The 10,458-nt window shown below is 65.1% G+C and carries 12 protein-coding genes; 5 read left to right on the top strand and 7 right to left on the bottom strand.

Annotated features, from left to right (window positions below):
• Positions 1-20: 20 nt before the first annotated feature.
• From ACVJ5M_RS17325 to fliL, 5 genes are all read right to left on the bottom strand, one after another.
• Positions 21-218, bottom strand: coding sequence for a hypothetical protein (locus ACVJ5M_RS17325; protein ID WP_354099769.1), 198 nt, complete (start codon positions 216-218; stop codon positions 21-23).
• Positions 219-881: 663 nt separating this feature from the next.
• Positions 882-1,643 carry a MotE family protein gene (locus tag ACVJ5M_RS17320; protein ID WP_014494009.1) on the bottom strand — a complete coding sequence of 254 codons (762 nt, stop codon included), beginning with the start codon at positions 1,641-1,643 and terminating at the stop codon, positions 882-884.
• Between the two features lie 9 nt (positions 1,644-1,652).
• Positions 1,653-2,099 carry a DUF6468 domain-containing protein gene (locus ACVJ5M_RS17315; RefSeq protein WP_063982280.1) on the bottom strand — a complete coding sequence of 149 codons (447 nt, stop codon included), beginning with the start codon at positions 2,097-2,099 and terminating at the stop codon, positions 1,653-1,655.
• On the bottom strand, positions 2,096-3,298 hold the full coding sequence (gene fliM, locus ACVJ5M_RS17310) for a flagellar motor switch protein FliM (protein ID WP_014494007.1): 1,203 nt from the start codon (positions 3,296-3,298) through the stop codon (positions 2,096-2,098). Before fliM ends, ACVJ5M_RS17315 begins: the two co-directional genes overlap by 4 nt.
• 19 nt (positions 3,299-3,317) lie before the next feature.
• Positions 3,318-3,818, bottom strand: coding sequence for a flagellar basal body-associated protein FliL (gene fliL, locus ACVJ5M_RS17305; protein WP_166342609.1), 501 nt, complete (start codon positions 3,816-3,818; stop codon positions 3,318-3,320).
• Between the two features lie 381 nt (positions 3,819-4,199).
• Between fliL and flgF the strand changes: the two genes are divergently transcribed.
• The 4 genes from flgF to flgH are packed head-to-tail and all read left to right on the top strand — an operon-like array spanning position 4,200 to position 7,717.
• On the top strand, positions 4,200-4,961 hold the full coding sequence (gene flgF / locus ACVJ5M_RS17300) for a flagellar basal-body rod protein FlgF (RefSeq protein ID WP_354099770.1): 762 nt from the start codon (positions 4,200-4,202) through the stop codon (positions 4,959-4,961).
• Positions 4,962-4,977: 16 nt separating this feature from the next.
• Complete coding sequence (gene flgG / locus ACVJ5M_RS17295) at positions 4,978-5,766, top strand: flagellar basal-body rod protein FlgG (protein WP_014494004.1); 789 nt, start codon at positions 4,978-4,980, stop codon at positions 5,764-5,766.
• Positions 5,767-5,776: 10 nt separating this feature from the next.
• On the top strand, positions 5,777-6,949 hold the full coding sequence (gene flgA / locus ACVJ5M_RS17290) for a flagellar basal body P-ring formation chaperone FlgA (RefSeq protein WP_354099771.1): 1,173 nt from the start codon (positions 5,777-5,779) through the stop codon (positions 6,947-6,949).
• Positions 6,950-6,952: 3 nt separating this feature from the next.
• Positions 6,953-7,717, top strand: a complete 765-nt coding sequence (flgH, locus tag ACVJ5M_RS17285; protein ID WP_354099772.1) for a flagellar basal body L-ring protein FlgH — start codon at positions 6,953-6,955, stop codon at positions 7,715-7,717.
• Positions 7,718-7,864: 147 nt separating this feature from the next.
• On the opposite strand, the gene ACVJ5M_RS17280 is transcribed toward flgH, so the two are convergent.
• Together ACVJ5M_RS17280 and ACVJ5M_RS17275 are read right to left on the bottom strand one after the other, a co-directional pair.
• A complete protein-coding gene (locus ACVJ5M_RS17280; RefSeq protein WP_354099773.1) occupies positions 7,865-8,644 on the bottom strand; it encodes a 2-keto-4-pentenoate hydratase in 780 nt (259 codons plus the stop codon).
• Positions 8,645-8,743: 99 nt separating this feature from the next.
• Entirely contained in the window at positions 8,744-9,772 is a 1,029-nt protein-coding gene (locus tag ACVJ5M_RS17275; RefSeq protein WP_354099774.1) for an SDR family oxidoreductase, read from the bottom strand.
• Positions 9,773-9,866: 94 nt separating this feature from the next.
• Between ACVJ5M_RS17275 and ACVJ5M_RS17270 the strand changes: the two genes are divergently transcribed.
• Positions 9,867-10,259: a winged helix-turn-helix transcriptional regulator gene (locus tag ACVJ5M_RS17270; protein ID WP_354099775.1), complete on the top strand. Its 393-nt coding sequence runs from the start codon at positions 9,867-9,869 to the stop codon at positions 10,257-10,259.
• Positions 10,260-10,458 lie beyond the last annotated feature (199 nt).

The raw sequence follows: 10,458 nt of genomic DNA, 5'->3' as shown, positions 1-10,458 counted from the left end.
TCCGCAGGGCGACTGGATCTTCAGTGTTGTTTTCCCGTGCCATCCGATGCGGTGGAGCTGTCCCGCTCGGGACAAACATCGTCAGTGTCGCCGTCCTCTTCTTGCGGCGGCAATGCATGCTGATGGTCAAGCGCCGATGTCCAGGCCAACGTCATCGCCGCGATGAGCAGCCGATTGACGGCTTCGATTGCGCGTTCTGCTACGGACGAGTAATTCATGGCTTCCGCCCGCGCGGCTGATTGCCGACGGCGGGAGCCTAGGACGAACTCTCCAGCGCCACTGTACTCCAGTTCACAGTTGCACGCGTCAACTCATCGCAGCCTCAGAAGATGCCGCTTGCTTCAGCTGCATCTGCAACGCGAGCCGACGAGCTTCGTGCGGCAAGGACGTCAAGCTCGCGGCGATCACCCCACTCCCCGGCGCGTTTGATCTGCGTACTTGGTTGCCGAGTAGGCTCGCACAACCTCAGAGGTGTTGCGGTCCATCGACGACTCTGAATCAAATGTGATCATTGCGATGCGAATGCGATTGGTCAACTTTTTTGGGGGAGCAATCAATGAGCGGAGAAGCCAACTGCATTGTATGTAGCCAGGCAAGAGCGGTCGTAGCCGTCTTTCCAATCGCGCGGGGCTATGCACTAAAGGTATACGAGTGCTCCTGCTGCCACAGCACCCTTCATCTCGTGACTCGCACGACGAAGGCTGCGCTGATCAGGCAGCACTGCGAGACCCTCCTTCCCGTCGAGAAGCCGCTGAGCGCGACGGGTCCCAGGGTTCAACAGCGGTTCGCGAACTAGACACGCAAGGCGTCTAGCCGCGTACAGGCCGAACGACCGCGCGATTGCGCGCAGGCTGCCGCAGCGCGCCGCGCCTCCGGAGCCCTCAATTCGGCTTTTGCGTCGGCTTGCCGTCGATCTTGGGGAGATCGCCGGCCGCGGCCGATTGATCGCCGCCGCCATTGGCCCGGCGGGCCATCTCGACCGTCAGCCGCTCGGCGGCCTCCGGCGACATCACGCCCATGATGTCCGACATCTTTCGCGGCGCGATCTGCGAGGCGATCTCGATCAGCACGCCCATCTCGAGCCGGTCGAACACCCGTGCGGCGTCCTTGGGCTTCATGCCCTCATACATGGTCACGAGGCCCTTCATGCGCTGGGCTTCGGCGGCCTTCTGCTCGGCCTGGGTCGCGGAGATGCGGGATTCCACCGCCTTCATCTCCTCGACCTTGTTTTCGATGCGCTTCTCGGCGGACTTGAGCAGGCTCTCGCGGATGTCGATCTCGCGCTGGCGGGACTCGATCTCCTGGCGGCGTGCCTGCAAGCGCTCCAGGATCGCGCGCTCGGAGGCCGAGACCTGCGGCTGGGCCTCGTCCATCTTGACCACGGTGCCCTCGGGCTTGGTCTCGGGCGCGGCGGGCTTCGGCGCCTCCTTCGGCGCGCCGTGGGTAGATCCCGTGATATCGGGGTCTTCCCGCCCCGTCGGAAAGTTCAGATTCTCCTGCGCCCAGGATTTTTTGATCTGGCTCGGCTGGTAGTCGAAGACATAGCCGCCATTGATCACGAGGCCCACGACCTTGAGCGTGGCGAGCCCTGCGACGGCGACCAGGACGACTGGAATGACGCGGATGTTACGAAAGGATTTCATACCCTGACTTTATGCCGCAAGGCCGTTAGATCGTCGTCGCTCGGAGAAGGCTTCGGCCGCAGCCGCCACCGCCTTCGCCGATGAGGGCTTGGCCGCGGGCACCGCGGCCGCTTCCGGGCTCGCCGCAGGGCGCGCGGCGATCGCGATCTTGGACAGGCGCCGCACCACGTTGTCGGCTTCGCCGAGCTGCTTGTAGAGCTGGTCCGACATCTGCGTCGCCGCCGCCAGCTGGCTGCCGAGGTTCTCGTTGACGTCGCGCACGGCGAGCTTCAGCCCGCCGATCGCGCGCTCGGCGATCTCGGTGGCGGTGATCAGCTCGCCGATGACCGCCTTCAGCGAATGCTCGTCCGCCTTCAGCCGCGTCAGCCGCTTGTTGAGCATGACACAGTAAACGATGGTCAGCATCAGCAGGATAGCCACCAGCGTCTCGATCGCCATTCCCAGGGAGTGGTTCATGGGGCCTCCATCATCTTGTTCTGCTCGTCCACCTTCTCGAACATCGCAAGTGTCGTACTTGGCTTGCGCAGGGGTTTCGTCACCCGTATCGCGACGCGGTCGCCGACCCGGCCCATCCGCCCCTCGGTCAGAGTGACGTCGCCGCAACGCACGGTCACGTTGGCATCCGCGCGCATGTCGAGCGGCAGGGTGTCGCCGACCTTGAGCCGCATCAGCTGCTTGAGCGGGATTTCGGCCTCGTAGAGCACAGCATCGACCGCGATCTCGGCTTGGTTGATCTCGGTGGCGAAATGGCCCTCCCAGATCGTGTCGCGGCCGAATTTTTCGCCCATGAACATCTGGAGCAGGACGCCCCGGATCGGCTCGATGGTCGCGTAAGGCAGCAGCAGCTCGATATTACCGCCGCGATCTTCCATGTCGATGCGCAGGCGCACCAGGATCGCGGCGTTGGCAGGACGGCTGATCGCGGCGAAACGCGGATTGGTCTCGAGCCGGTCGATCGTGAAGGTCACCGGCGACAGCGGCCGGAACGCCTGCTCGGCGTCGGCCAGCACCACCTCGACCAGCCGCTTGACCAGCTCGGTCTCGATCGTGGTGTAGGGCCGGCCCTCGATGCGGAGCTGGCTGGCGCCGCGGCGACCGCCGAGCAGCACGTCGATCATCGAATAGATCAGGCTGGAATCGACCACCGCCATGCCGAAGTTTTCCCACTCCTCGGCCTTGAACACCGAGAGAACGGCCGGCAGCGGGATCGAGTTCATGTAGTCGCCGAAGCGCACCGAGGTGATGCGGTCGAGCGAGACCTCGACGTTGTCGGAGGTGAAATTGCGCAAGGAGGTCGTCAGCAGCCGCACCAGGCGGTCGAAGACGATTTCGAGCATCGGCAGACGCTCGTAGGAGACCATCGCTGAATCGATGATCGCGCGAATGCCGGAATGGTCGTCGAGCGTGACGTCGCCGACCGCGAAGCCGAGAAGATTGTCGATCTCCTCCTGCGACAGCACCCGCTCGCCGGAATTCTTGCCGGCGCCGAGATCGCGGCTGCCGTCCTCGACCATGGCCGCCCATTGCAGGGCCATGGTCTCGGATAGTTCGTTTTCGGCAGCAGCCTTCGCGGCCTCGGCGGGATCCTCGGAATCAAGCGAGGCCTCCCATTGGGCGGCAATTGCATCCTGGTCTGGTTGGTCGGTGCCTGCCATGATCCCTAGCCCGTCATGCTCACTGGATCACGACTTCCTTGAACAGCACTGCGCTGACCTGGACCGGGGCGACCGCCGCGTTGACGCGCTTGGTCAGCTCTTCCTTGAGGCGGAAGACGCCGGCGGACCCGTTGAGGTCGGAGGAGCGCAGCTCGCGCACATAGGTCTGGAAGATGTCGGTGATGCGCGGCATCGTCGGCTTGATCGCCTCGATCTGCTTCTCTTCCTTCAGCTCCAGCACGACCTTGAGCTTGAGATATTGCACGCGCTCGCCGGGCGCGCCGGCGAGGTTGACCATGATGTCGGGCACGTCGACGAAGGCCGGCGGCTTCGGCGGCGGCGCCGCCTCGGCGTGATGCTCGTCGTCGCCATGACGGAAGAAGAAGAACCAGGTCGCGGCACCGCCGCCGAGGACAGCGAGCAGACCGACGGCCATGATGATGAGCTTGAGCTTGTTCTTCGGCGGAGCGGCTTCCGCGCCTTCGGCGGCTGCGCCGCCTTCCGCTTCATTGTCTGCCATGGTCGATAGGCTCGCTCATCTCATAAGGGGTCGAAAGAGCGAAGCCTCCTGGCAGACAGTGACGCGATACAAATGCCCCAGCGCAGTGCGCTCCTCTTACACGCAAACGCTACGGTAATAATGGTTAACGGAATCTTTCGATTGGGCCTCCACTAGGAAAAATCTGCCGGGCAAACATGGCTAACAGAACCTTTCTGCCGCCTCCCCGCGCCCCTCAAAAATCGACAAGACATTGAAATTACGCCATTTTTCGAGTTGGCACGGCTTTCGCTGAGAGAGGACCGAGGCCGGAGGGTTTGGGAGAACCTGGCGGTCTCGTTCACGGGTCGGCCAAGGCGCTTGGGAGAGCGAGGTGGCAGGCTCACTCAGGGGAGATTTCCGATGCAGAACGCGCTTCTGATCGGCTTGTCACGGCAGATGACGTTGGAACGGCAGATGGATGTCATCGCCAACAACGTCGCCAATGCCAACACCAACGGCTTCAAGGCCGACCATTCGCTGTTCGAGGAGTTTCTCAACTCGAACGCGCGCGAGGACAATTTCATCGCGTCCGACCGCCGGGTCTCCTATGTGCAGGACCGCGGTACCTTCCGCGACGTCGGCCAGGGACCGATGGAGCCGACCAACAACCCGCTCGACATGGCGATCGACGGCAACGCGTTCTTCGCGGTGCAGGCCAATGGCGGCGAACGCTACACCCGCGACGGCAAATTCTCGCTCAACAGCACCGGCCAGCTCGTCACCTCCGACGGCAGCCTCGTGCTCGGCACCGGCGGCCCGATCACCTTCCAGCCCACCGACCACGACATCAATGTCGCACCCGACGGCACCGTCACGGTGCTCGAGGGCACCGCCAAGACCGACTCGATCCGCGGCAAGATCCGCATGGCTGCGTTCGACGATGCGGCGAAGCTGACCAAGCTCGGCGCCAACCTCTACGACGTCGGCTCAGCGACCCCGCAGGCCATCACCAAGTCGACCGTGCGCCAGGGCTACATCGAGAAGTCCAACGTGAACTCGGTCGGCGAGATGAGCCGCATGGTCGAAGTCATGCGCAGCTACACCGCCATCGCCAACCTGCTCCAGCAGCAGAGCGACCTCCACAAATCGGCGATCGAGAAGCTCGCCGACGTTCCGGCCTGATTAGGGGATCATTGACATGCAAGCGCTCCACACCGCTGCGACCGGAATGGCGGCCCAGGAACTCAACGTCCAGGTCATCTCCAACAACATCGCCAACCTGCGCACCACCGGCTTCAAGAAGCAGACGGCGGCGTTCCAGGACCTGATCTACGAGCACGTCCGCCGCGTCGGCGCGCAGGCCTCGGACCAGGGCACCATCGTGCCTGTCGGCGTCGACATCGGCGGCGGCGTCAAGACCGTCGGCACGCCGCGCAGCATGACGCAGGGCACGCTGTCGCAGACCGGCAACGACCTCGACCTCGCGATCTCGGGCGAAGGCTTCTTCAAAATCCTGATGCCCGACGGCACCTTCCAGTACACCCGCGACGGCACCTTCCAGATGGACAACCAGGGCCGCGTCGTCACCGCACAGGGCAACCCGGTGCAGCCGACCATCACCATTCCGAACAACGCCTCCGGCCTCGCCGTCAACGAGCAGGGCCAGGTCTCGGTGACGCTGCCGGGTTCGTCGACGTCGGCCGTTCAGGGCCAGATTGGCGTGACCCGCTTCATCAACAAGGCGGGCCTCCAGCCCGTCGGCAACAATCAGTTCGTCGAGACGCCCTCTTCCGGCCCGCCGCAGGACGGCACCGCGAACTCCGAAGGCTACGGCAAGGTCACGCAGGGCAGCCTGGAGCAGGCCAATGTCGACGTCGTCTCGGAGATGAGCGACCTGATCGCCGCGCAGCGCGCCTACGAGATGAACGCCAAGGTCATCAGCGCCGCCGACCAGATGATGCAATCGACCACGGCGCTGTTCCGCTGAGGTGATGACGATGATCCGCACCACCCTCGCCACGATCTCCGCTCTCCTGCTGCTGGCGCTGCCGGCGCAGGCCGCCGACGATTTCATCGCAGCGCCGACGCTGCGCGCGAGCGTCACCGTGACCTCGGACGTGGTGCGGGTCGGCGATCTCATCGACAATGCCGGCTCGGCCGCGCTGATCCCGGTCTACCGCTCGCCCGATCTCGGCACCACCGGCGCGCTGCCGGTCGCGCATGTGCTGTCGGTGCTGCGCGCCAAGCAGGTGATCGGCGTGATGACCGGCGACATCAAGGAAGTCCAGGTCACCCGCCTCGCCCGCACGCTCGCCAACAAGGACCTCGAAACCGCGGTGGCCTCGGCGCTCGAGCGCCGCTTCGGCCTTGGGGAAGCCGCCAACATCGCCGTCACGTTCGACCGCGGCGTCGCCGACATGCGGCTCGACGCCTCCAACACCGGTGCGCTCCAGCCAGTCGCAACCCGCTATGACGCCCGCAACGGCCGTTTCGACGTCGCCTTCGAGATCAACAACGACAACAATCCGGCGCCGACCAAGCTGCGCTTCACCGGCACCGCGATCGAGACGGTGGAAGTGGCCGTGCTGACGCGCGACATCGACCGCGCCGATCTCCTGAAGTCCTCCGACATCGCGCTGGAGCGCCGGCCCAAGGCCGAGGTCACCGGCGAGGCCGCCTCGCGCGACCGTAGCATTGGCATGCAGCTGCGCCGGCCGATGCGGGCGGGCATGCCGATCCGCGTCGCCGACATCATCAAGCCCGACTTCGTGTCGCGCGACCAGAGCGTCACCGTCATCTACCAGGTTCCCGGGATCTACCTCACCACGCGCGGCAAGGCGCTCGAGAGCGGCGCCGACGGCGACACCGTGAGCGTGCTCAATCTCCAGACCAAGCGCACACTAAGCGGCGTCGTCACCGGTCGCGGCCAGGTGACGATCCAGGGCGCGAGCCAGTCCGCGCCGATGGCGCCTGCGGTCGAGCAGACCTCCTCGCTCAAGCGCGACGAAGCGCCCACCCCCGCGGCCGCTGCTGCTGCGCTCGCACAGAGCCTGGTCCAGGCCCCCGCGTCTCCGGCCCAAGCCGCTCAAGCCCAGATCGCCCAGGCCCAGATCGCCCAGGCCCAGATTCCGCAAGTTCGCGTCCCGCAAGCTCCAGCCAAGTCAGAGTAAGTCATGTCCAGTTTCAGTTCGGCTTCCCGTCTTCGTCGCGTCGCGATCTCTGGTCTGCTGCTGGCAGTTTGCGCGCTGGCGAGCGGCTGCTCCTCGATCGACCGCCTGTCGCAGATCGGCGAGCAACCGAAATTGTCGGCGATCGACAATCCGACGACGCAACCCGGCTACAAACCGGTGCAGATGCCGATGCCGAAGCCGGAAGTCGCCTCGTACAATCCGAACTCGTTGTGGCGCAACGGCAGCCGGGCCTTCTTCAAGGACCAGCGCGCGACCCATGTCGGCGACCTCCTGACCGTGACCGTGAACATCACCGACAAGGCCAACATCGCCAACGAGACCCAGCGCAGCCGCACCGCCAAGGAGGATTCGGGGATTACCGACTTCATCGGCAGCCAGACGGTCACGCAGCCGCTCAAGATCCTGCCCGGCCGCCTTCTCACCACCGACTCGACATCCTCCGCCGACGGCAAGGGCTCGGTCAATCGCACGGAGGCCTTGCAGACCAACGTCGCCGCGGTCGTGACCCAGGTGCTGCCGAACGGCAACCTCGTCGTCGAAGGCAAGCAGGAGATCCGCGTCAACTACGAGATCCGCGAACTCATCGTCGCCGGCATCGTCCGTCCCGAAGACATCCAGAGCGACAACACCATCGATTCCAGCAAGATCGCACAGGCCCGCATCGCCTATGGCGGCCGCGGCCAGATCACGGACGTGCAGCAGCCGCGCTACGGTCAGCAGGTCATGGACGTGCTGTTGCCCTTCTAAGCCTCTCCCGAGCTCCCACATCGTGTTCGCAAACCTAGGCGCGAACGACGATGTACTACGCGGCCCTCGCTAGCTCCCCTCGCGAGGGCCGCATGTATTTTGTAAAGCCGACTGGGACGACTGACGGCGGGGATTGCCGTAGCAGCCTCACGTAAACTCCGCCTCGACCGTCCCCAGCCCGTCGAGTTCCATCCGCACCTTGTCGCCGGCCTTCAGCCACAGTGTCTTCACCAGGCTCCCCGTCAGCACGAGTTGCCCCGCGTGCAGACCCTTGCCTTCGGCGGCGAGGTGGTTGGCGAGCCAGGCGAGGGCGTTGTGGGGATGGCCGAGCACGTCGGCGCCGGTGCCGTGGCTGACCTCTTCGCCATTGACGATGGCGCGGCCCTTGACCGCCTTCAGATCCGGTACCGACGAGCGCGGCACCGCCTCACCCAGCACGCAGCCGGCGGCGAAGAAATCGTCGGCGATCAACGTCGGCGCACCCATCGATTCCCACTTCACATAGCGGTCGTCGACGATCTCGATCGCGGGATGATAGGCCTCGACGGCCTCGCCGACCCATTCGGCCGTGAACGGCGCCTCGCCGGCGGCGAGATCGCGCTGCAATCGCACCGCGATCTCGCACTCGACGCCGACACGGACATAGTCGGCAGCCGCGAGCTTGGCCCCGCTCTCGTGCACGCCCTTCTGGAACACGCCGCCGCCGCAGGGATGCGGGATGCCGATATAGTCCTGCATCACCTGGCTGGTGCAGCCGATCTTGTAGCCGACCAGGGGCCCGACATGCGGCAGCAGCAGATCATGCAGCGCGCGCTGGACCTGATAGCCCTCGGCTTCGTCGGCGGGCGGATGGTCCAGGGCCGCGAGCGGCGCGCGGTTACGGCGCGCGAGCGCAATCGCCTTTGCGGCTTTGAGAATCTTGTCCATCGGCGCCGGCTCCCACGCTACGCAATTGAGGTCGGCACTTCAGCATCCCCGCCGCGGCATGACAAGCGCGGGCCAAGGGACGGCGCACGGGGCGCCCTCTCAGCGCTTCACGAGGCCGAGCCGGATCAGGCTTTCGGCCGTCGCGAGGATCGCCTCGTCGTTGGAACGGGCCTCCCAGCCGAGCAGCGACCTCGCCTTGGCGCTGGTTGAATGCCGGACCCTTCCAAGCATCGGCACGACCGCGTGCAGCAGCGGAATCCGGTTGGCGGCCAGCCGCACCAGCCAGTCCGGGGCCTGGAGCCGCGGAACCCGGCGCGCCCTAGGCCCGAGTTCCCGCCGCAGCACCCTGGCGATATCGAGGATCGACATCGTCTCACCGGAGACCGCGATGAAGCGCTCACCTTTCGCTTCGGGCGCCGTCATCGCGCGCAGGTGCAAATCGGCCACGTCGCGCACGTCGACCACACCGAAATAGACCCGCGGCACCGCCGGCATGGCGCCGACGAGCAGCGATTTGACGATCTCGATCGAGCCGGAGAAGTCCGGCCCCAGCACAGGGCCAAAAATGCCGGCGGGATTGACGACGGACAATTCGAGCCCACCGCCCTCGCGCGCGACGAAATCCCAGGCGGCCCGCTCGGCCAGCGTCTTGGATTTGATGTAGGGCTGCACGTCGGCGCCGTCGAGATTGGTCCAGTCGGTCTCGTCGAACGGCCTGTCGCGCGCCGGATGGCCATAGCCGATCGCGCCCAGCGACGAGGTGACGACGGCCCGCCTGACGCCGGCCTCGCGTGCGGCACGCAGCACCCGCAGCGTGCCGTCGCGGGCGGGAATGATCATGTCGTTCTCGTCCTTGGGAACACTGGTCGACAATGGCGAGGCGACATGGAGCACGTAATCGCAGCCGGCGGCGGCCTCGCACCAGCCGTCGTCCGCGGTGAGATCGGCGATGAAAAAGGACAGGCTTTCCGGCGACGCAGCTCCACCCTCGCGCAACATCGCGAGCACGTCGGCCTGCCGGTCCGGGCGGCGCACCGTGGTCCGCACCTGATGGCCGGCGGCCAGAAGCTGCAGGACGACATGGACGCCGACGAAGCCGGACCCGCCGGTGACCAGAACAATGCTCATTGCCGAATTCCCCTCGTTGCGCAGGCCGGGCGAATTGGTTCCGCCACCCTGCTCAAGGCCGCATCTGGTCACTATCTCCTGGGGAACAAGTAGAATGGATTTCGAGACCGGTATGGAAAACCTGACCAGCGTTTGCGACTGCGGTTGCAGCCCCGACCCTGCCCTGCTCGCCGATTTCAAGCGGGCCATCCATGCGCTTGGCGGCAAGTGGAAGCTGGAGATCCTGTTCGCGCTGATGAACGGCGCGGTTCGTTTCGGCGCGTTGCGGCGATCGATCGGCGGCATCACCCAGCACATGCTGACCACGCAGCTGCGCGAGCTCGAGCAGGACGGCCTAGTGTCGCGAACCGTCTTCGCGGAGAAATCCTTGAGGGTCGAGTACGAGCTGACGGATGCGGCCTACGGCCTGTTGCCGGCGTTTAAGCAAATATTGAGCTGGTCCAGGCTTTATGGCGATGCGCGCCTTGTGGCGTCGCAGCAAGCCTGATTGCAGCCAAGCCTGATTGCAGCGATGTGTGAAGCTGCCGGATCGTTGCCTCAGCCTTCGAGTCGATCTCGTTGATGCGACTCGCAAAACCTCCCGCACCTGAAGTGAAGGCTGTTTCTCATCCGAACTTACGTGAGCTCGGAGGAAGTGACTCCAGCCCATTGATCGCGATTCACTTTTCGTGATCGCGCCTGCGCTG

The organism is Bradyrhizobium sp. S3.7.6, from assembly GCF_054061875.1.
This window is presented reverse-complemented; position numbering and strand designations above follow the sequence as displayed.

Excerpts from the sequence above, each read along its gene's own strand:
- flgG (WP_014494004.1), top strand. The coding sequence starts at position 4,978 with ATGCAAGCGCTCCACACCGCTGCGACCGGAATGGCGGCCCAGGAACTC.
- fliL (WP_166342609.1), bottom strand. The coding sequence starts at position 3,818 with ATGGCAGACAATGAAGCGGAAGGCGGCGCAGCCGCCGAAGGCGCGGAA.
- flgF (WP_354099770.1), top strand. The coding sequence starts at position 4,200 with ATGCAGAACGCGCTTCTGATCGGCTTGTCACGGCAGATGACGTTGGAA.
- ACVJ5M_RS17280 (WP_354099773.1), bottom strand. The coding sequence starts at position 8,644 with ATGGACAAGATTCTCAAAGCCGCAAAGGCGATTGCGCTCGCGCGCCGT.
- fliM (WP_014494007.1), bottom strand. The coding sequence starts at position 3,298 with ATGGCAGGCACCGACCAACCAGACCAGGATGCAATTGCCGCCCAATGG.
- ACVJ5M_RS17270 (WP_354099775.1), top strand. The coding sequence starts at position 9,867 with ATGGATTTCGAGACCGGTATGGAAAACCTGACCAGCGTTTGCGACTGC.
- ACVJ5M_RS17325 (WP_354099769.1), bottom strand. The coding sequence starts at position 218 with ATGAATTACTCGTCCGTAGCAGAACGCGCAATCGAAGCCGTCAATCGG.
- ACVJ5M_RS17275 (WP_354099774.1), bottom strand. The coding sequence starts at position 9,772 with ATGAGCATTGTTCTGGTCACCGGCGGGTCCGGCTTCGTCGGCGTCCAT.
- ACVJ5M_RS17315 (WP_063982280.1), bottom strand. The coding sequence starts at position 2,099 with ATGAACCACTCCCTGGGAATGGCGATCGAGACGCTGGTGGCTATCCTG.
- flgH (WP_354099772.1), top strand. The coding sequence starts at position 6,953 with ATGTCCAGTTTCAGTTCGGCTTCCCGTCTTCGTCGCGTCGCGATCTCT.
- flgA (WP_354099771.1), top strand. The coding sequence starts at position 5,777 with ATGATCCGCACCACCCTCGCCACGATCTCCGCTCTCCTGCTGCTGGCG.
- ACVJ5M_RS17320 (WP_014494009.1), bottom strand. The coding sequence starts at position 1,643 with ATGAAATCCTTTCGTAACATCCGCGTCATTCCAGTCGTCCTGGTCGCC.